We start from the raw sequence: 20,084 nt of genomic DNA, 5'->3' as shown, positions 1-20,084 counted from the left end.
ATTCCCGCGCCGGAGTGCCCACGTTCCCGCCCCGTGTCGTCGGTGACATGAGGTTGCGGGCCTCCCACAATCCTGTGTGTCACACCTCAGTGGCAGACTGCGGCACAACGAAGCTTCGGAAGGGGCAGGGCGTTGCGGCAGGGGCCACCCGTCGAGCGCCACTGCTCGGGGGTGGCTGGTGCCACGGGGGGAGATGCGCGGCTGTGATCTTCGACAGTCTTGATGTGTCGTACGGCGAATTGTGGGGTCCCCATCGGGGAATGACCCATCCGGACCCGATGTCGCGCGCGGTCGCGGCACGCAGGCATGCTGCCGGGATGGACTACGCGGTTCTGCTGTCCGCGCGGGAGCGACCGCTGGCACTGGTCGAATACTGGCCGCGCCGGATGTGGCGTATGTATCTGTTCGACGACAGGTCCTGGCGCATGCAGATGATCGACCTCAAGCCGCACGGCACCGGGTCGTTGTTGGCTCACCGGAACACCCGATGGCAGTTCTCCAACGAGCAGGAGCACTCGTCCGGGAAGTGGGAGGTTCAGGAGACCACGACCGTCTCGGCCGACGGGCAGGTCGAGGTGAGGTCCGAGTTCGCCGGGCCGCGGGGAGCGTCGACGGAGCCACTGCACGCTCGAACATCCGGCCCGTCGAGCGTCCCCGTGCGGCGGTTTTCGGCGCCCGTCGAAAGCTTCCTCTGCCCCGTACCGGAATTCGGCGACTGGCAGGTGTTCGCGCCGTTCCTCGCCCAGCAGGGCCACGAGCCCGCCACGACCGTAGCCCTGAGAGACGTGTCGGTGGACGAAGGGTCGGGACCGCTGCGCGCCACCGGAATCGAGCTACTGTTCAGCCCGGGCGGGTGTGAAACTTCCGACGGGCCGGCCGTCGTCGAGCCCGTTGACGCCGGCCTGCTGCGGATCACGTCAGGGCAGTTGGCGGTCTCGGACCCCGGCTGGATCGGAGAGACCCCGCGGACCGTCGCTGTGCCACCGGGCGAGTTCCCGGTCACGCTGTCGCTTTTGCGCACGGCACGCGGGGCCGGTGTCGCCGCGGCCAGGGTGACGTTCCTGGACATCCCGCCCCGCGAGTGGGAAATGGCCCTCCGGCCCGACGAGGACCTCGGGCTGCTCGGCGAGGGCCAGTTCTACGGGGTTGGCGTGGATACCGGCACAGCGGCTTTCATGGACGCGACTCGGACGGTGATCGAAGACCATCTGGACGAGGACCTGTTCATACCCCTCGACAGCCATTTCAGCGTCGAACTGCCCGGCACGGAGCCCGAGCCGAACCTCATCGCCTTCCGTGCCGGCCAGGGCGACGGGGCCTACCCCGTCTGGATCGGCCGCACCGATGACGGACAGGTTGGTTGCGTCGTCGTCGACTTCCAGCTCCATTCCGCCGCCAAGGGAGAGTAAGGAGCCGCCGGCCACCGGCGCGAGACCGCCAGGTCCAGATCCAGGCGGCGGCTCATATCCAGCTCGAAGCGGCCGTAGGGACCCACATGCGTCCGCAACAGCGGAGAAGTGCGCACCGGTCCGCCCTCGGCGTGCCCGCGTTGCGCACGCACCGGCCGCACGCTCGCGCGGGTCGCCGCGCAGGACGGTCAGGGCGGCCAGAGGTCCGCCGGCAGGGGCTGCTCGGCCCAGATGGTCTTGCCGGTGCCCGTCTGCCGGCTGCCCCAGCGCTGGGTGAGCTGGGCGACCAGCAGCAGGCCCCGGCCGCCCTCGTCGTAGGCGTGGGCCCGGCGCAGATGCGGTGAGGTGGGGCTGCCGTCGGAGACCTCGCAGATGAGGGCGCTGTCGCGGATGAGACGCAACTGGATGGGCGGCTCGCCGTACCGGATCGCGTTGGTGACGAGCTCGCTGACGACCAGTTCGGTGACGAACGCCGTCTCGTCCAGTCCCCATGCCGTCAGTTGCTCGGTGACCGACCGCCGGATGGCGGCCACGTGCGCGGGGTCCGGGTGGACGTCCCAGGTGCGGATCTGGTCCGTACCCAGCGCGCGGGTGCGGGCCAGCAGCAGCGCCACGTCGTCACCGGGCTCTTCCGGCATGACTGCCTTGAGCACGGTGTCGCACAGGGCGTCGAGGGAGTGGGCGGGCGCCGTCAGCGCGCGGCACAGTTCCGCGAGGGCGTGGTCGACGTCGCGGTCGCGGTCCTCGACGAGGCCGTCGGTGTACAGGGCGACGACGGACCCCTCGGGCAGTTCCAGCTCGGTCGCCTCGAACGGCAGTCCGCCGACCCCCAGCGGCGGCCCGGCGGTCATGTCGACGAGCCGCGTGGTGCCGTCGGGCAGCACCACGGCCGGCGCGGGGTGCCCGGCCGCGGCCAGGGCGAGGGAGCGGGAGACGGGGTCGTACACGGCGTAGAGGCAGGTGGCACCCAGCTCCGCGACCTCGTCGCCCGAGTCGCCGGCCACGAGGTGGATGACGAGGTCGTCGAGGTGGGTGAGGAGTTCGTCGGGGGGCAGGTCGACGTCGGCGAGGGTGCGGACGGCGGTGCACAGGCGGCCCATGGTCGCCGTGGACGGGATGCCGTGTCCGACGACGTCGCCGACGACGAGCGCGACACGGCTGCCGGCCAGCGGTATCACGTCGAACCAGTCGCCGCCGATGCCGGCCGCCGACACGGAGGGCAGATATCGGTGGGCCACCTCGACCGCCGCCTGTCCGGGCATGTCCTTGGGCAGCAGACTGTGCTGGAGGGTCAGGGCGGTGGAACGCTCGCGGGCGAAGCGGCGGGCGTTGTCGATGCAGACCGCGGCCCTGCTGGCGAGCTCCTCGGCGAACACGACGTCCTCGGTGCCGTAGGCGTCCGGCTTCTCCATGCGCACGGCCACCGCGACGCCCAGGGTGACACCACGGGCCCGCAGGGGTACCGCCATCATCGAGTGGGCTCCCGTGCGGTAGGGGCGTCCCGCCGGACCGCGCCGGTCGCGCTCGGCGACCCAGCGCACGAACGACGGCTCGCCCGCCTGGCTGACCAGGACCCGGCCTTCCCGCATCGCGCGCGCGGGCGGCGACAGGGCGGGGTGGACGTCCACCTGCCCCAGACGCACGGCCGCCTCCGGAGTGCCCTCGGTGACGGAGCCGTGGGCGACCCGGCGCAGCGCGACCTCCTCGTTGAAGGGCTCCGGCGACTCCTCCGCGCCCAGGACCCATTCGAGCAGGTCGACACTGGCGAAGTCGGCGAACCGCGGCACCACCACCTCGACCAGCTCCTCTGCGGTCCGCACCAGGTCCAGCGTGGTGCCGATGGCGGCCGCCGCCTTGTTCAGCAGGGCCAGCCGCTCCCGCGCCCAGTACTGCTCGGTGCTGTCGAAAGCCGCCAGGCCGGTCCCCAGCAACGCGCCGGAGGCGTCCCGCACGGGCCACATCTCAGTGGTCCAGGCGTGGTCGCGGTTGAGGGCCGGTGCTCCCGTGAAGCTCTCGTAGCGCTCGGGTCTGCCCGTCTCGGCGACCTGGCGCAGATGGCGCAGGAAGCCCTGGCTGTGCTCGGCGTCCTCGACGGAGTCCGAGAAACAGCGGCCGATCAACGCCTCTTCCGGCACGCCCATCACCTGACAGGCCACGTCGTTGACCCTCAGGTAGCGCTGGCGGGTGTCGAAGACGGACATCGACATGGCCGCCTGCTCGAAGGCCAGTTCCGCCAGCGAGCTCCGCTCGGGGCCGGGCGGTTCGGCGGTGACGGCGTATCCGGCCGGCCCGCCGTCGGGGCCCGTCAGGGCGCAGGCCCGCAGGCGGAGGGCGACGGGGGTTCCGTCCCGGTGCCGCATCCGCACGGTGCCGGACAGGGCGGTCAGGGCGTCGGCCTCCACATCCTCGGCCAGCAGCTCCCGGGCGGCCCGTCCGACGGCTTCCCCGGCCGGATAACCGGTCAGCCGCCGGGCGCCCTCGCTCCACCCCGTCACCGTGCCGTGGGGGTCCAGGGTCGCCACCGCGGAGGGATGCTCCATAGCGTCCAGGATTGACCCTTTACAGCCCGCTTTCAACCGCGACGGAGCGAGAACGGGTCGCTACCCCTGGTGTGCGCGCAGGGCGGACAGGGCGCGGTCGGCGTGCGTGTTCATTCTCAGCTCGCTGCGGACGACCTCGAGCAGGGTGCGGTCCTGCCCGACGACGAAGGTGACCCGCTTGGTCGGGGCCAGGCCGAACCCCCGCTTCACCCCGAGCAGCTCGCGGACCGCGCCGTCGGCGTCCGACAGCAGCGGCATGCCGAGGGTGTGGCGCCCGGTGAACTCCCGCTGCCGTTCGACGGGGTCCCCGCTGACGCCGACGGGGCGGGCGCCCACCGCGGCGAACTCGGCGGCGAGGTCTCGGAAGTGGCACGCCTGGGCGGTGCAGCCGGGGGTCAGCGCGGCGGGGTAGAAGAAGAGCACGACCGGGCCGTCGGCGAGCAGACCGGACAGGCGGCGCGGGGTGCCGGTCTCGTCCGGGAGTGTGAAGTCGTCGACCGTGTCACCCACGGCCGGGATCCGGCTCACGACCGGCCCTCGCTGCCCTTGGCGACGCCGCGGGCCCACAGCACGAGCGGCACCTGTACCGGCAGCCGGCCGTAGGCGGCGGCCTTCTGCGGTGTGGGGCGGTGCCGCCAGTCCACGGCCATCTTGACGTTCGCGGGGAACACGCCGACGAAGAAGGCGGCCGTGGTCAGCGCGGCGGCCTTGCGGGTGCGCGGCAGCGCGATGCCCGCGGCGAGCGCCAGTTCGGCGACGCCGCTGGCGTACGTCCATGCCCGGGGCGTGCCCGGCAGACCACGCGGCACGATCGCGTCGAAGGTGCGAGGGCGGGCGAAGTGGGCGACGCCCGCGGCGGCCAGCAGGCCGGCGAGCAGCAGGGGTGAGCGTTCGGACCGGGACACGGTTCCTCCTCTTGGGGCCTGCCGCGCGATATTACTCGACGGTAAGGAGTGGGAGGCGCCGGGTTCACCCACGGCGGTGGTGAGTGCCGGGGGTGTATCCGAACGAACGGCGGAAGACCTCGATGAACGCGCTGGCGGAGGACCAGCCGCAGCGGTGCGCGACGGTGGTGACGGGCAGGTCGTCGGCGAACATGCGCAGGGCGTGGTAGAGGCGGGACTGCGTGCGCCACTGGGGGAAGGTCATGCCGAACCGTTGACTGAACTAACTCGAACATTTTCGCAGGTCAGACGGCCTTTCTGCTAGCTTCCCTGGATGCTTGAACGTGATCCCGAGAGGGAGTTAGCGAGCTTCGTGCTGCCCGAGGCCGGACAACTGGCGGAGACGAGAGATCAATGGAAGCCCTTTGTCCTCCTGGACGCGGACAGCGTCGAGATCGAACCCGTGGCCGCCTTCTTCGCGGAGCTGCTGGCTTGTGACAGGTCAGCAGCCACGATCCGGTCGTACGGAATGGATCTGCTGCGCTGGTGGCGCTTCCTGTGGGGCTGGGGTGTCGCTTGGGACCGTGCAGACCGGTCGGACGCTCGGGACTTCGCCCGCTGGATGAAGATCGCGAACAAGCCCGCACCGCTGCACTGGCGCCACCGACGGGACATCAAGACAGAGACAGCACCAAAGCCAGTACCGGAGCAGTTGCCTCCCGGAGCCCCCAATCCGATCACGGGAAAGTCGTCACCAGGGCTGAGATACGCGCCGACAACGCGAGCGCACTGCGAGACCGTCCTGCGGGCCTTCTACGACTTCCACCTCGCCGAAGGAACCGGGCCGATCCTGAACCCGTTTCCACTGGATCGCTCCCGACGCCATGGCCGGGCACATGCTCACCACAACCCTGACGAGCGGTTTCGCCACGAACGGCAGGTCCGCTACCGGCCGGCCATCCCCAAGAGAGCCCCTCGGCGGATCCCCGACACGATGTTCAACGCACTGTTCGCCGCGCTGAAGCACGACCGTGATCGAGCTCTGCTGGCGTTCTGGGTTTCCAACGGTGCTCGCGCTGAGGAACTGCTCACCAGCCGGCAACGCGACGCGCTGCCCGGCCAACAGATCCTGGGGGTGGTCCGCAAGGGGAGCCGGGCCTATCAACAACTCCCCTGCTCAGCGGACGCTTTCGTCTGGCTACGGCTCTATCAGGAGAGCGCCTGGCGGGCTGGGGTGCCCCGCGGGCAGAACGAGGGGTTGTGGTGGACGTTGCGCCGCCCGTGGCGTCCCCTGAACTATCCGGCGGCCCGTGCGATGTTCAACCGGGCCAACAGTTTGGTCGGTTCGAACTGGACTCTCCACGATCTTCGACACACCGCCGCCTATCGGCTGGCGAGGGATCCGAAGATGCCGCTGACCGACGTGCAGTGGGTGCTCGGTCATGCACACCTGTCGACAACACAGCTCTATCTTCCGGCCGACCGGGACGAGGTGATCGAACATGTTCGGGCACACCATGCCCGACGGGCCAAGTCCGCCGAGCGGACTCCCGCGCCTCCGGCCGCCGGCTACAACCCTGAATCCCTCAACAACCTCTTCGGGACTGCCTGGTGACACCTACGGAGACCATGTCCGTCACGACGCATGTCGCACCTCCCGCGTCCCTGAGCCTGGCCGGCGAGGCATTGAAAGCCGTCGCCTTGCGCTTCCCGCCCAGACCTGCCGAGGATCACTGGGCGGCCACTGCACGCGCGCGAGCCGACATCCTGGCTCGTCTGGAGCAAACTCCTTTGCGGCCGACGAACGTGAAGCAGCACAGAGCCAGGATCCGCGGAGCTCGCCAGACCTTGCAGTGGCTGGAGACCTTTCCGGGGGCCACCTGGCAGCAGCGCTGGAATGCCAGTCCCGCGAGCACGCGTCCTGGCAATGACTGGGTCCGGTTTGCACCCGGTTGGATCGGAACGGCTGCTGGGCCCTCGCAGCGGCAGGCGCTGTCGGGAGAGTTGCTCAGTCTGATCTGCGCCGATGTTGTCAGGCCCGCCCTCCCCTGGCTGCTGTCACGGACCTCGGCCAACATGACGAGCCTGCGGATCGGGCTGATCCCTGCCCGCGACCCGGAAGGATTCGCCCAGCTTGAAGCGGGGATCGAATCTGCCACGTGGTCCTCCAAGGTTGGGCGTGATGCCCTGCATTCCTTGGTCAAGATCGTGGCCGCCAAGGGCGGAGCCTTGGCGGACATCACCGTTGGCGACGCCGTGGAGTATCTCGCCGCACTCAAAGCGGCGAACAAAGCCGCGAGCGTCAAAGCGCGCGGCAACACCCTCTTCTACGCCTGGCTCCGCGAGTTGGGCACCCTGCCTGCAGAAGCTCCCAGTTCCTTGCGCTACCTGGCCAACACGAGTGGGCAGGTGTCGATGGAGCAGCTCGTCGACCGGTTCGGTGTCCGCTGCCGCCCTGTCCGAGATCTCTTGGTGGACTATCTCAAAGAGCGACAGCCGGGTCTCGACTACACGTCCCTGAACAATCTGTCCCGGCACCTGGCCAGTAACTTCTGGGGGGATCTGGAACAACATCATCCAGGGATCGACTCACTCCGCCTGGCGCCCGAGGTGAGCGCGGCCTGGAAGCAGAGATGCCAGACCCGCATCGAACGGCGCCGCCAGACAGACGGCAACGTGCGTGAAGTAGTGACCGGGCGCGCCAACGTCGCCAGCATCATGCTCTCCGTCCGGGCGTTCTATCTCGACATCGCCCAGTGGGCCATCGACGAGCCGGCGCGCTGGGGGCCTTGGGCGGTACCGAGTCCGATCAAGGACGCGGATGTCGCTGTCGTGAAAGACAACAAGCGGCGCAAAGCCCGAATGGACCACCGGACGCGGGAACGACTTCCGGCTCTGCCCGCTGTCGCCCGAGCGGCTTCAACATGCCTGAACGAGGCCAAATCCCGACTACAGGCTCTGATGGACACCCCGCCAGGTGATCAGTTCGCTTTCGCGGGCGACACCTTCAGACGGGCAGCGAAGGACGGCACGACCTGGGCGGTGAACATCGCCACCGGCCGGCGCGTCGACCTCGCCCTCGCCGAGAGCCGCGCGTTCTGGGCCTGGGCGATGGTCGAGTTTCTTCAGCACACTGGTGTCCGCATCGAGGAGATGCTGGAGGCCAGCCATCACAGCCTGATCCAGTACAGACTGCCTACAACTGGCGAGATCGTCCCCCTCCTGCAGATCGCGCCGTCCAAGACCGATGAGGAGCGGGTAATCCTGGTCAGCCCGGAGCTCGCCGATGTGCTCAGTGCGATCATCGCCCGCATCCGCGACCCGCGCAGCGGTGCCGTTCCCTACGTCTCCAGCTATGACATGGCCGAGAAGACCTGGAATCCGCAGATGCCACTGCTTTTCCAGTGGTGCCGCAGCGGCGAGAGTTCCCGCCTCTCCCCGAAGCTCCTGCGCCAAGCACTTCAAGAGGTGCTGGCCTCCACGAATCTGACCGACTCAGCCGGGCAGCCGTTGGACTTCTCGCCCCATGACTTTCGGCGGATCTTCATCACCGATGCCATCCGCAGCGGCCTTCCCCCGCACATCGCGCAGGTCATCGCCGGGCACACCAGCATCAACACGACCATGGGATACAACGCCATCTATCCCGGCGAGGCCATCGAAGCCCATCGCGCGTTCATCGCCCGGCGCCGAGCACTCCGCCCCAGTGAGGAATACCGAACCCCCACCAACGAGGAATGGGATGCCTTCCTCGGACACTTCGAGCGACGCAAACTGTCCATCGGGATCTGCGGTCGCGCATTCGAAACTCCCTGCATCCACGAACACGCGTGTATTCGATGCTCCATGCTCCGACCGGATCCGGCTCAGAGACACCGCCTCGTCGAGATCCGCGACAACCTGATCGCCCGAATCACCGAAGCAGAACAGGAGGGATGGCTTGGTGAGATCGAAGGACTCCAAGTCAGCCTCGCCAGCGCAGAGGAGAAGCTCATGCAGCTCGATGCAGAGCAAGTCCGTCAACGCCAAGTGATCGATCTCGGCATGCCCAGATCGCGACACAAATCAGTACGGCAAGAGGACCTTCAAGTTAGCCGAGCCTCATCCACGCGGATGATCTACACCACCTCGCCCCAGGCCACGACCCACGCTCTACGGGCGCCGGGCCAGCAAATGGGTGTCGAGGAAGCCCCGCTCGGACGCTGGGTCGTGGAGCAACCGAGCAACCGTGACGAGTCCGGCCCCGGCCAGCAACTCGGCAAACTGCTCCGCCGGCCAGCTATAGGCGGGTGCCACCTTGTGGTCGAAGCGGACCGGCTCCGGTCCCTCAGTCCCGAAGAAGGACACCAGGAGCAGGCCCCCTGGTGCCAGGACACGCACCTGCTCGGCGAGTAGCGCGGGCAATTCCCCAGGTGGGGTATGGATCATCGAGTAGTGGGCCAGCACTCCGCCGAGCGCGCCGTCCTCGACCGGCAGGGCCTCCATCCGCGCTTCGTCGAACCGCAGCGCTGGATGGGCCCGCCGAGCGTGGGCGACCATGGCTGGGGAGAGGTCGAGTCCGAAGGCGTCCAGCCCTAAGTCGTGCAGCATGGCCGTCAGATGACCGGGTCCGCACCCGACGTCGGCTGCCCGCAGGTTCCCCGTGCCACGCACGAGCTCGGCGAAGGTGCCGATCATGTTCCGCGCGAAGGGCTGCGTCTCCAGCCGATTAGCGAACATCGACGCGTACAGCTCGACGACCCCGTCGTAGGCCGCCCTGGTCTCGTCCTGGTGTTTTAACACGGGAAGGAAACTAACACCCGCGCCGTTCGCAGCCGTTCTCCGGCCCCATTCCGGCCCTTCCTCTCAGGGCTGACCGTCCCGTCACCTGATCACGGGACGATCTCGTTAGTTCAGAGAAGAACTCGCGGCGGAAGAGACGGCTGAGCGTGCGTTCCCCGGTCCCGGTGGCGGCGCCGAGCGCGGCGAGGGTGCGGGTGTCGGCCGGGGCTGCGTGGACGAGCGCGCACACCGCCGCCAGCCGGGGGTCGGTGGGGGTGGGCAGACGCAGCGGCTGCCGCGGCGAGGCCCGCAACTGATCGCACAGGACGGTGAGGAGGCGCCGGCGTTCGGGGCCCGCGTCGCCCGGGTCACGGGTGTAGGCGCCGATCAGTTCGCGCAGCAGCGGCCGACGGCGAGGACGACCGGGGTTTCCAGGCCGAGCGGGTTCTCACCGGCGGGCAGGCCGACCAGATGCAGATCGAGGCGGCCGTGGGCGCGGTGGGCGTGCACGGTGCCGGCCGGGATCCAGATGGCCCGGGTGCCGGGCTGCGAACCAGGTCCCGGCGCCGGTGGTCACGGCCATGATTCCGGAGACCGCGTACACGATCTGGTGATCGTCGTGCCGGTGCGCGTCGATGCGCTGCCGGGCGGTCAGCCGCTGGGCGCGGGTGGGGGCCGTGAGAGTGTGACGGACGGAGACGTCGGCATCGGAGGCCGCCGCCGGGTGGCCGCGGCTGCCCGCCGCGTCGTGGCGAGTGACCGCCGAGGGCTGGCGGGTGACCGACGGATCCTGGCAGGCGCCCGCCCGGTGCTGGCAGGTGCCCGCCGCGCCCTGGCAGATGACCGCCGAGGGCTGGCGGGTGACCGACGGATCCTGGCAGGCGCCCGCCCGGTGCTGGCAGGTGCCCGTGCGGGGTCACGCTGGGGCTGACGGTGAGCGTCGGCGGGCTCGCCGTTCCGCAGCGGTCGGCGCGCTCGCGGACGCGACGTCTGTGCGGGCCGCGCTGCTGCCGCTGGTGGTCCTGCCCGCCGTGGGCCGGCTCTTCCTGTGCGGCCTGCGGGAACCCGCCCCGCTCCCGACGAAGCCCGCCGTCGGTACGCCTGCGGCGGGCGACGCCGATGTGCGGTGAGCACCCTTCCGACACCTTCGCCGCGCCGTCCGGGCGCGGGGTCCCGCACCCGGGCGGCGCGGCGAAGGCGCGTACGCGGGCGCGGCGGCTCGGGGTCGGCAACCTGAACGGCGCCGCCCCGCCCCGGGACCGACGCCGTTCAGGCGAACCTGGCGGGCAACGCGCGTGACGGCGCACGGCTGCGTCGAGAACTGACCCGTGGAGCTGCCGCTGATCCCTCCCATGCTCGCCACACCCGGTGCCCTGCCGTCCGCCGCGCAGGACGCGCGCTGGGCCTACGAGACCAAGCAGGACGGCCAGCGCGTGGTGGTCTACCTGCCCGGCGACGGCAGCGTGCTGCTCCGCGCCCGCTCCGGCCACGACATCACGGCCGCCTACCCCGAACTGGCACCACTCGGCACCGCGCTCGGCTCCACCGCCGCCGTGCTGGACGGGGAGGTGCTGGCCCTGGACGAAGAGGGCCGCGCCGACTTCCAGTTGCTGCAGTCCCGCATGGGCCTGGCGCACGCCCCGGGCCGGGCGGCGCACCGGGCGGCGCGGGTCCCCGTCCATCTGGTGCTGTTCGACGCCCTGCACCTGGCGGGCCGGTCCCTCCTCCGTCTCCCCTACACCCGCCGCCGCGAGCGGTTGACGGGTCTCGGCCTCGGCGGGCCGTCCTGGTCCACCCCGGCCGCGCTGGTGGGCCACGGCGAGCAGGCGCTGCGGGCCACCCGCGAGCACGGCCTGGAGGGCCTGGTGTGCAAGCGGCTGGACTCGGTGTACGAGCCGGGGGTCCGCTCCCGGGCCTGGATCAAGATCCGCAACATGCGCAGCGAGGACGTCGTGGTCGGCGGCTGGCTGTCCGGCAAGGGACGGCTCACGGGCCTGCCCGGCGCCGTCCTGGTCGGCCAGCGCGCCGCGGGCCGGCTGCGCTACGTGGGCGGGGTCGGCACCGGCTGGAGCGCGGCCGAGCGCACCGAACTGGCGGCGCTGCTGCGGGCCGCCGCGAGCGACGTGTGCCCCTTCGACCCCGTACCGCCGGTGCCGGGGGCGCGCTGGGCCGTCCCCCGGCTGGTCGGCGAGGTCCGGTACAGCACCCGCACCCGGGAGGGCATGCTGCGCCAGCCGTCCTGGCTCAGGCTCCGCCCGGACCTCGCACCCGAGGAGTCGGCCGCCGACATTCCGGACGACCTGGTGTGACCACGTGATGCGGCGTCAAGTATTGGGCTGCCCTTCACCACCGGGACGCCCGTGCCCCCTTGGCGCGGAAGTGAAAAGACGGGACCCTGAACTCCCTTCCCCCCCCACAGCCGTTGGGCTGCGCCCGGAATCAGAGGAGGACGCGGTGTCGTCGCGTACCACCCCCACCCGCCACAAGAGATGGCTCGCCGCACCGCTCGGTGCGCTCGCCCTCGTCGTCGCCTTCCCCGCCACCGCCTTCGCCGCCCCGCCCCCGGGGCTGCCCGGCAACGCCGACGGCCTGGAGCGGGCGTACCAGCCCGCCTACGACTACGACACCGACGGCTGCTATCCCACACCGGCCATCGGCGCCGACGGCGCGGTCAACGGCGGACTCAAACCGACCGGTGCCCTGAACGGCAACTGCCGGGACGCCTCCGACCTGGACAACACCAACGGCTACGCGCGCGCCAAGTGCGACGGCGGCTGGTGCGCCTACATGTACGGCCTCTACTTCGAGAAGGACCAGGCGCTGCCCGGCAGCAGCCTCGGCGGCCACAGGCACGACTGGGAGCACGTCGTGGTGTGGGTACGGGACGGCACCGTGGAGTACGTCTCGACCTCCAACCACGGCTCGTTCAGCGTGCACGCGAGGTCGGCGGTCCGCTTCGACGGCACGCATCCGAAGATCGTCTACCACAAGGACGGCATCAGCACCCACTGCTTCCGCCTGGCGACCTCGGGCGACGAGCCGCCGGAGAACCACCGGGGCGATTGGCGGTATCCGACGCTGGTCGGCTGGAACGGCTATCCGGCCGGCCTGCGCGAGAAGCTGAGCTCCCACGACTTCGGCAGCGCCAACTTCGGCCTCAAGGACGGCAGCTTCGCCTCCCACCTGGCGGCCGCCAAGCCCTCCGGCATCCCCTTCGACCCGCACGCCTGAGGCGACCGGCCGGGGCCGGTCGAGCGAACCACGCAACCGACGCGCCCCGGTGAGCACTATGGTGTCGGCATGTCCGCCCCCGAACTGATCCGCATCGTCTCCCGCGACTCCCCCATGGCCCTGGCGCAGGTCGAGCGCGTCCGGGCCGAGTTGGCGGCCCTCCACCCCGACGTGCGCACCGAGGTCGTGCCGGTGAAGACCACCGGCGACAAGTGGCTCGGCGACCTGTCGCAGGTGGAGGGCAAGGGCGCGTTCACGAAGGAGGTGGACGCCGCGCTGCTGTCGGGTGAGGCCGACCTGGCGGTGCACTGCGTCAAGGACGTGCCCGCCGACCGGCCGCTGCCGGCCGGCACGGTGTTCGCCGCGTTCCTGGAGCGGGACGACATCAGGGACGCGCTGATCCACCCGGAGGGGCTCACCCTGGACGAGCTGCCGGCCGGGACCCGCGTCGGCACCTCCTCGGTCCGCCGCGTCGCCCAACTGGCCGCCACCCACCCGGACCTCCGGTGCGTGCCGTTCCGGGGCAACGCCAACCGGCGGCTGGCGAAGCTGGCCGCCGGTGACGCGGGCGCCCTGCTGCTGGCGGTCTCCGGCCTGGAGCGCATCGGCCGCCGTGACGTGATCAGCGAGGTCCTCTCCCCCGAGACGATGATGCCGCCGATCGGCGCGGGCATCCTCGCGCTGCAGTGCCGTGAGGGCGACACCGCCCTCATCGACGCGGTCAGCGGTCTCGGTCACCCGCCCACCCATCGGGAGGCGACGGCGGAACGCATGTTCCTGCACGTCCTGCAGGGGCACTGCAACAGCCCGATCGCCGGATACGCCCGCGTGGACCGGAGCGGGGAACTCTCCCTGCGGGCCTGCGTCTTCACCCCGGACGGCAAGACACGGCTGAACGCCCACGAGTGGGCCGGCCGCCTCGACCCGGCGACGCTGGGCACGTCGGTCGCCGTGACCCTGCTGCGCCAGGGGGCCCGCGAGATCATCGACGGCATCGCGCACTGAGGCGCCGCCGCCCGGGGGTCAGGCGGAGCCGTCCTCCGCCTGGCCCCGCAGGAAGGCGCTCACCTGGTGCGCCACCCCGTCGTCCCGCACCGTGCCGGACAGGGTCCCGGCGCTCCCGTCGGGCAGCCCGAGGCCGCCCGTCCACAGCCGGCGGTCGGCCCACTCCTCGTCCACCCGCACCTGCACCTGGACGTCCACCTGGCCGAGGCTCGCCTCCGGGCCGGCGGCGTAGAGCACGGCGGTGGCCCGGCGCAGCGGGTAGACGTCGAAACCCTCGATGAACTGGGAGTTGCGCCAGTCGAGGAACGCGCTCTCCCCGTCGGGACCGATCCGCACGTCGATCTGCCCGTCCTCCAGGTGGATGCCGAGCTGCCGGCCGCCCCGGTTCTCGACGGTCACCCGGACGCAGAAGTACGTCAGCCCCTCGGCGGCGTCGTCGCGTCCACGCGGCGGCTCGGCGGCCTCGAGCCGGTGGACGCGGACCCGCAGACCGGCGTGCTCGTCGTACTCCTGCCAGTCCCCGACGACGTTCGGCTCGTACACGGTGCCCCTCTCGACCTCTCGACGCTGCTTCCTATCTGTGTGCTCAGTGCACTGTCAAATGAGCGGAATGCGCTGTGGCCAGGGGCTTCACCCCTTTTGATCAGTGATCAAGCGTTGCGCAGGAAGTATCCGCCGGCGCCCCCGCCGGGCGATCACCCAGAGCGTGCCGCACATCACGTTCGGCGGCGCCGCCGTCTCGCTCACCGGTCCGCAGCCGTTCGGGTGGCCGTCCGGGAGAATCGCGCTCAGTATCCATATATATGAGGACTTGCCCGCACCCCTGCTGAGGGAGGTGCGCATGATGCGTATCGCCGGCAGAACCAAGCCCCATCCGCACGACGACGCTCCCGACACGGCCGCGGCCTTCGACCGGCTCGCCGGGCTGCCCGAGGGCCCGGAGCGCAAGGCGCTGCGGGACGAACTGATCCAGGTGTGGCTGCCCATGGCCGAGCGGATCGCGGTCCGCTTCCGGGGTCGCGGGGAGAACCTGGAGGACCTCTACCAGGTGGCGGCCCTGGGACTGGTCAAGGCCGTCGACCACTACGACCCGGAACGCGGCCACGCCTTCGAGGCGTACGCCGTGCCGACCGTGACCGGCGAGATCAAGCGGCACTTCCGCGACCACATGTGGACCCTGCACGTTCCGCGGCGGATCCAGGACCTGCGCAACCGGGTACGCAAATCCGCGAAGGAGCTGGCCCAGACCACGCCGGGCCGCGCCCCCACGATCGAGGAGATCGCCGACCACGCGCAGCTCACCACGGTCGAGGTCCGTACCGGCATGGAGGCGCTGGAGTGCTTCTCCGCCCTCTCGCTGGAGGCGGAGATGCCGGGGACCGACGGGTACGCGCTCGGGGACGCGCTCGGCGGGCCGGATCCGGCCTTCGACGCGGTCGTGGACCGGGTGGCCGTCCGGCCCTGTCTGGAGGCGCTGCCCGAACGCGAGCGCACCATCCTCTACCTGCGCTTCTTCGGCGGGATGACGCAGAGCCGCATCGCGCAGCAGCTCGGCATCTCCCAGATGCACGTCTCCCGGCTGCTCAGCGGCTGCTTCGACCGGATCCGCGACGAGATCCTCGCGGAGATCCGCTGAGACGGTTCCGGCGCGCGGTCTCAGCGCTCGGGCGGCTCGCCGGGGATCTGTACGGGGCCGTGGCGGTCCAGGGAGTCCTCGAGGGCGGCCCGGATTCCCGGCGGCATCACTCCGGTGCGCCCCCAGATGAGTATCATTTCCGCCACATTGCGGAGTTTGATGTTCGTATGCTGGGAAACTTCCTTCAGTACGATCCACCCCTCGTCCGGCGTCACCCTGCCGAGGACGACGACCATCCCGATCGCCTGGTCGACGACGGCGTGCGAGACGACCGCCTCCTTGAGCTGCCGGACCTGCTCCTGCAACTGGAAGATCTGGTCCGAGCCGATCTGGTCCGAGCCCGAGTCCGTGGGCATGGTCACCTCCGGATCCGGCGGGTCCCCGCCACCTGTGCCGTGCGGTACCGTTCCGACGCATCCATCGTCGCCACCCGCGCATCCTCGCGCCACTGGGCCGGCCGGGCCTGGTCCGCCACCGTTTCGGCGTGGCGGCCGGGGTACTCGGCAGGCGCCCGCCGCACTCCCGGCCGGACACTGGTGTGGAGCCGGTGACTGCCGGTGGACGAGACCAGGACGCGACTGCCATGAACCACGACATGACCTCCCCCGCCGGCCAGGAGAGCCTTCTTTCCACCCACTCCGTGTACGGGGCCCCCTGCTGGGTGAGCCTGACCAGCCGTGACCTGAAGGCCACCGAGGAGTTCTACTCCGCCGTACTGGGCTGGCAGTGGCGCCCCGCCAAGCTGGGCGAACCCTTCCGGATCGCCCTGGTCGACGGGGCACCGGTCGCGGGTATCGCCGCGGTCGCCGCGATGTGGCAGATGGCGGTGGCGTGGACGCCGTACTTCGCCGTGCGCAGCGCGGACGAGGCCGTGTCGCGGGCGCAGGAGCGCGGGGGCACCGCAGCGGTCGGGCCGATCTCCCTCCCGCCCGGACGGGCGGCCCTGCTGGCCGACCGGGACGGCGCGACCTTCGGGATCTGGGAGGGCGAGCTGTTCTCGGACTGGGAGACCTGGCGCACCTCGCGCCCCGCGTTCATCCGGCTGCACACGCGGGACGCCTTCGACTCCGCCATCTTCTACGGCGAGATCTTCGACTGGGCGTCGGGGCCCAACGGCTGCTGCGAGGTCCGGTACGAGGGCGACGAGGTGGTGCTGCGCAACCAGGGGGACGTGGTGGCGCGCATCGAGTCGGGCGCGCTGGGAGCCGCGCCCGACCCGGCCATCCGGCCGCACTGGCAGGTCCACTTCGCGGTCCAGGACGTCGCGGCCTGCGCCCGCGCCGCCGAGCGCCACGGTGGCAGTGTGCTGTCGCTGGGCGGTGACGAGGCCGTGCTCCGGGACGCCGACGGCGCGCAGTTCACGGTGACCGCGCGCCGCCTGGGCTGACCTCACGGGCCGTTCACCGGCCGGTGCGGGAGGGCCGGGAGAGCAGCAACAGACTGCGCTGTTCGACGGTCACCACGGTGCCCGCCTTGTGCTCCGCCTCGTCGGGGACGCCCTCGGGATCGGCCGTGTCGATCAGGGTCGCCCAGCGCTCCCCGTAGGTGGCGTCGGGCAGCCGGAAGTCGGCCGGCTCCCAGTGGCTGTTGAACAGCAGCAGGAAGGAGTCGTCCTGGACCGGCCGGCCGCACGGGTCGGGTTCGGCGATGGCGTCTCCGTTGAGGAAGACGCCGACGGCGTGCGCGTCGGAGCGCTGCCAGTCGTCGTCGGTCATCTCCCGCGCGTCCGGGAGCAGCCACACCAGGTCGGGCAGCGGCTGGTCCGCGCGGGTGGGGGTGTCGCCCCGGAAGTAGCGGCGCCGGCGCAGGACGGGGTGGCCGGCCCGCAGCGCGATGACGCGCCGGGTGAAGTCCAGCAGCGCGCGCTGTTCGCCGTTCAGCCGCCAGTCGACCCAGGAGATGTCGTTGTCCTGGCAGTAGGCGTTGTTGTTGCCCCGCTGGGTGCGGCCCAGTTCGTCGCCGTGGCAGAGCATCGGGATGCCCTGCGAGAGCAGGAGCGTGGCGAGGAAGTTGCGCTGCTGGCGGCCGCGCAGCTCCCGTACGGCCGGGTCCTTCGTCTCGCCCTCCGCGCCGCAGTTCCAGGACCGGTTGTGGCTCTCGCCGTCCCGGTTGCCCTCGCCGTTGGCCTCGTTGTGCTTGTCGTTGTAGGAGACGAGGTCGCGCAGGGTGAACCCGTCGTGCGCGGTCACGAAGTTGACGCTGGCGCGGGGGCGGCGCCGGCTGTGCTGGTACAGGTCGGAGGAGCCGGTCAGCCTGGAGGCGAACTCGCCGAGCGTGTGCTCCTCGCCGCGCCAGAAGTCCCGTACCGCGTCGCGGTACATGCCGTTCCACTCGGACCACAGTTGCGGGAAGTTGCCGACCTGGTAGCCGCCCTCGCCCACGTCCCAGGGCTCGGCGATCAGCTTGACGCGGCTGATCACCGGGTCCTGCTGGATGAGGTCGAAGAACGCCGACAGCCGGTCCACCTCGTGGAACTGCCGGGCCAGGGTGGCGGCGAGGTCGAAGCGGAAGCCGTCGACGTGCATCTCGGTGACCCAGTAGCGCAGCGAGTCCATGATGAGCTGGAGCACGTAGGGGTGCCGCATCAGCAGGCTGTTGCCGGTGCCGGTGGTGTCGTAGTAGTGCTGCCAGTCGCCGTCCACCAGGCGGTAGTACGAGGCGTTGTCGATGCCGCGGAAGGAGAGGGTGGGGCCCTTCTCGTTGCCCTCGGCGGTGTGGTTGTAGACCACGTCGAGGATCACTTCGAGGCCGGCCTCGTGCAGGGTCTTGACCATCGACTTGAACTCGGTGACCTGCTGGCCGCGGGTGCCGAGGGCGGCGTAGCCGTTGTGGGGCGCGAAGAAGCCGATGGTGTTGTAGCCCCAGTAGTTGGAAAGGCCCCGGTCCTGGAGGACGCCGTCGTGCACGAACTGGTGCACCGGCATCAGCTCCACGGCGGTCACGCCGAGGGACGTCAGGTGCTCCACGACGGCGGGGTGCGCCAGTCCGGCGTAGGTGCCGCGCAGCTCCTCGGGCACGTCCGGGTGGGTGCGGGTCAGGCCGCGCACGTGGGCCTCGTAGATCACGCTCTCCGAGTACGGGCGCCTGGGCGGGCGGTCGTCGCCCCAGTCGAAGAACGGGTCGGTGACCACGCCGAGCATGGTGTGCCCGGCGCTGTCCCCCGGGTCGGCCCTGCTCTTGGCCCGTTCGAAGAGGGAGGCGTGGTTGTCCACCAGCCCGTCCACGGCCCGGGTGTACGGGTCGAGGAGCAGCTTCGCCGGATTGCACCGGTGGCCCACGGCCGGGGCCCACGGACCGTGGACCCGGTAGCCGTAGCGCTGCCCCGGGCCGACGCCGGGCAGGTAGCAGTGCCAGACGAAGCCGTCGACCTCGGGCAGCGGGACGGTGCCGTGGGTGCCGTCGTCGTCGACGAGGACGAGGTCGACCCGTTCGGCGACCTCGCTGAACAGTGCGAAATTGGTGCCCTGTCCGTCGTACACGGCCCCCAGCGGGTAGGGGTGCCCGCTCCACACGGGCGACCCCTTCCAGTTCGGCCGGGCGCGGGTCACCGGGCCTCCTCCAGAACGCCGTTCGACCTACTGGCCGGTCCGGCCAGTCGGGCCACCGGCGTGATCTCGCGTGGCACCTCCAGCCCCTCCTGGGTGATCGGCTCCGGCGCCGTCGCCACCAGCGGGACGCGTGCGCCGGCCCGGGCACGCTGCGAGAACCAGATGACCTTGGCCCCGGTGTCGGCGGCGCAGCAGCCCCAGCCGTCGCTGGTGGCGGCGAGGTGCTGGAGGCAGGTGCGCAGGTCCTGGTCGGGACGGAGCGCGTGGTCGTTGCCCCCCACGGCCGTGATGAGGTGCTGGTGGTTCCACCACATCTCGATCGACGTGTTCTTGTCGCTCGCGTGCTCGTCGATCGCCCGAAGCAGCATTTCGGCGCCCGAGCAGACGGGTTCGACGAGGTTCTCCAGGTTCCAGAACCGGAGGTGAGCGGCCAGGATGCGCCTGACCTGTCCGACCCGTTCCGGGCTCACTTCCACATCGAGGTGGTAGTAGCAGGGCACTGCGGTCTTCATCGTCGTGGCTCCTCACCGCGAAAGCTCTCGCTCCTCCTCGCCCCTTGGGGGGCGAGCTCCCCGAATCACGAAGCGTGAGCACTGATCGCTCCTGAGTCACTCCAGAGTGGGAGCGGTAGCCCATTCGTGCAACACGAGAAAGCGGTTGAAGATCCAACAAGACGGCGCGTCACCGCCCGTGCACCATGTGTGAAGAACTCCATCGTCCGTACCCCCGGACCGTCCGGAAGGTGAAGGGCCATGCTGCTTCCCGCGAAGAGCGAAGTCGCCCGGCAGCTTAGGCGTTACCGCGCCTGGGAACGCTCGATGCTCGCGTCGCCGGCGGACGTGGGCGTCCGGTCCACCTTCGAGGACTCCGGCTACACCCTGTGCGTACTGATGGGAAAGCGGTGCGCACGCGAGGCCGCGGATGCCGCCGAACGGTATCTGCGAACGAACCTGGTCACCCATCCGCAGGAACAGGTGGACCGGCTCTCCCCGGCGGGGCGGAAGACCCCCTCCGGCGCGGCTTGACCCGAACGGCCGGGCTGCGGCCCGGCCCCGAGCACGGCGGAGGTG

The 20,084-nt window shown here is 70.5% G+C and carries 17 protein-coding genes and 3 pseudogenes; 10 read left to right on the top strand and 10 right to left on the bottom strand.

Going from position 1 to position 20,084, the window contains the following annotated elements:
• Positions 1-203: 203 nt before the first annotated feature.
• Positions 204-1,409 carry a DUF4241 domain-containing protein gene (locus B1H29_RS33955; protein ID WP_055420301.1) on the top strand — a complete coding sequence of 402 codons (1,206 nt, stop codon included), beginning with the start codon at positions 204-206 and terminating at the stop codon, positions 1,407-1,409.
• Positions 1,410-1,597: 188 nt separating this feature from the next.
• On the opposite strand, the gene B1H29_RS33950 is transcribed toward B1H29_RS33955, so the two are convergent.
• The 4 genes and pseudogenes from B1H29_RS33950 to B1H29_RS33935 form a co-directional block, all read right to left on the bottom strand.
• Positions 1,598-3,949, bottom strand: a complete 2,352-nt coding sequence (locus tag B1H29_RS33950; RefSeq protein WP_055420302.1) for a SpoIIE family protein phosphatase — start codon at positions 3,947-3,949, stop codon at positions 1,598-1,600.
• A gap of 60 nt (positions 3,950-4,009) precedes the next feature.
• The gene (locus tag B1H29_RS33945; RefSeq protein WP_055420303.1) at positions 4,010-4,477 is read right to left on the bottom strand and encodes a peroxiredoxin; all 468 of its coding nucleotides are present in this window, start codon (positions 4,475-4,477) and stop codon (positions 4,010-4,012) included.
• On the bottom strand, positions 4,474-4,854 hold the full coding sequence (locus B1H29_RS33940; RefSeq protein WP_055420304.1) for a DoxX family protein: 381 nt from the start codon (positions 4,852-4,854) through the stop codon (positions 4,474-4,476). The genes B1H29_RS33945 and B1H29_RS33940 overlap by 4 nt, the downstream gene beginning before the upstream one ends.
• A gap of 64 nt (positions 4,855-4,918) precedes the next feature.
• Positions 4,919-5,116, bottom strand: a pseudogene (locus tag B1H29_RS33935) (helix-turn-helix domain-containing protein); the annotation flags it as partial.
• 51 nt (positions 5,117-5,167) lie between these two features.
• On the opposite strand from B1H29_RS33935, the gene B1H29_RS33930 reads away from it, so the two are divergent.
• Positions 5,168-6,448 carry a tyrosine-type recombinase/integrase gene (locus B1H29_RS33930; RefSeq protein ID WP_055420305.1) on the top strand — a complete coding sequence of 427 codons (1,281 nt, stop codon included), beginning with the start codon at positions 5,168-5,170 and terminating at the stop codon, positions 6,446-6,448.
• A gap of 14 nt (positions 6,449-6,462) precedes the next feature.
• Positions 6,463-8,466 (top strand): annotated as a pseudogene (locus tag B1H29_RS40085) (tyrosine-type recombinase/integrase); the annotation flags it as partial.
• Positions 8,467-8,985: 519 nt separating this feature from the next.
• Here the strand turns inward: B1H29_RS40085 and B1H29_RS33920 are convergent.
• Both B1H29_RS33920 and B1H29_RS33915 read right to left on the bottom strand, forming a co-directional pair.
• A complete protein-coding gene (locus B1H29_RS33920) occupies positions 8,986-9,615 on the bottom strand; it encodes a class I SAM-dependent methyltransferase (RefSeq protein ID WP_079160613.1) in 630 nt (209 codons plus the stop codon).
• A 121-nt stretch (positions 9,616-9,736) separates the two neighbouring features.
• A pseudogene (locus B1H29_RS33915) lies at positions 9,737-10,302 on the bottom strand (AraC family ligand binding domain-containing protein); the annotation flags it as partial.
• A gap of 68 nt (positions 10,303-10,370) precedes the next feature.
• Here B1H29_RS33915 and B1H29_RS39960 point away from each other — a divergent pair.
• The 4 genes from B1H29_RS39960 (at position 10,371) to hemC (ending at position 13,830) form a co-directional block, all read left to right on the top strand.
• Entirely contained in the window at positions 10,371-10,724 is a 354-nt protein-coding gene (locus tag B1H29_RS39960) for a hypothetical protein (protein WP_267891963.1), read from the top strand.
• Positions 10,725-10,922: 198 nt separating this feature from the next.
• Positions 10,923-11,903, top strand: coding sequence for an ATP-dependent DNA ligase (locus B1H29_RS33905; protein ID WP_055420307.1), 981 nt, complete (start codon positions 10,923-10,925; stop codon positions 11,901-11,903).
• A 145-nt stretch (positions 11,904-12,048) separates the two neighbouring features.
• Positions 12,049-12,825: an NPP1 family protein gene (locus B1H29_RS33900; protein ID WP_055420308.1), complete on the top strand. Its 777-nt coding sequence runs from the start codon at positions 12,049-12,051 to the stop codon at positions 12,823-12,825.
• Positions 12,826-12,894: 69 nt separating this feature from the next.
• Positions 12,895-13,830 (top strand): hydroxymethylbilane synthase, encoded by a 936-nt coding sequence (gene hemC / locus B1H29_RS33895; protein WP_055420309.1) that lies wholly within the window; start codon positions 12,895-12,897, stop codon positions 13,828-13,830.
• A gap of 18 nt (positions 13,831-13,848) precedes the next feature.
• On the opposite strand, the gene B1H29_RS33890 is transcribed toward hemC, so the two are convergent.
• Entirely contained in the window at positions 13,849-14,373 is a 525-nt protein-coding gene (locus B1H29_RS33890; protein ID WP_055420310.1) for a hypothetical protein, read from the bottom strand.
• Positions 14,374-14,674: 301 nt separating this feature from the next.
• On the opposite strand from B1H29_RS33890, the gene B1H29_RS33885 reads away from it, so the two are divergent.
• Complete coding sequence (locus B1H29_RS33885) at positions 14,675-15,466, top strand: SigB/SigF/SigG family RNA polymerase sigma factor (protein WP_055420888.1); 792 nt, start codon at positions 14,675-14,677, stop codon at positions 15,464-15,466.
• A gap of 20 nt (positions 15,467-15,486) precedes the next feature.
• Here the strand turns inward: B1H29_RS33885 and B1H29_RS33880 are convergent, their stop codons facing one another.
• Positions 15,487-15,822, bottom strand: coding sequence for an ANTAR domain-containing protein (locus B1H29_RS33880; RefSeq protein ID WP_107095343.1), 336 nt, complete (start codon positions 15,820-15,822; stop codon positions 15,487-15,489).
• Positions 15,823-16,049: 227 nt separating this feature from the next.
• Between B1H29_RS33880 and B1H29_RS33875 the strand changes: the two genes are divergently transcribed.
• A complete protein-coding gene (locus B1H29_RS33875) occupies positions 16,050-16,853 on the top strand; it encodes a VOC family protein (RefSeq protein WP_055420312.1) in 804 nt (267 codons plus the stop codon).
• 13 nt (positions 16,854-16,866) lie between these two features.
• On the opposite strand, the gene glgX is transcribed toward B1H29_RS33875, so the two are convergent.
• Complete coding sequence (gene glgX / locus B1H29_RS33870; RefSeq protein ID WP_055420313.1) at positions 16,867-19,014, bottom strand: glycogen debranching protein GlgX; 2,148 nt, start codon at positions 19,012-19,014, stop codon at positions 16,867-16,869.
• Positions 19,011-19,526 (bottom strand): hypothetical protein, encoded by a 516-nt coding sequence (locus B1H29_RS33865; RefSeq protein WP_055420314.1) that lies wholly within the window; start codon positions 19,524-19,526, stop codon positions 19,011-19,013. Before B1H29_RS33865 ends, glgX begins: the two co-directional genes overlap by 4 nt.
• Positions 19,527-19,766: 240 nt before the next feature.
• Between B1H29_RS33865 and B1H29_RS33860 the strand changes: the two genes are divergently transcribed.
• Positions 19,767-20,039: a DUF5133 domain-containing protein gene (locus B1H29_RS33860; RefSeq protein ID WP_055420315.1), complete on the top strand. Its 273-nt coding sequence runs from the start codon at positions 19,767-19,769 to the stop codon at positions 20,037-20,039.
• Positions 20,040-20,084: the final 45 nt, after the last annotated feature.

Source organism: Streptomyces pactum, assembly GCF_002005225.1.
Taxonomy (GTDB): Bacteria; Actinomycetota; Actinomycetes; order Streptomycetales; family Streptomycetaceae; genus Streptomyces; species Streptomyces pactum_A.
Note: the sequence above shows the minus strand (reverse complement) of the source record. Positions and strands in the feature narration are given on the sequence as shown.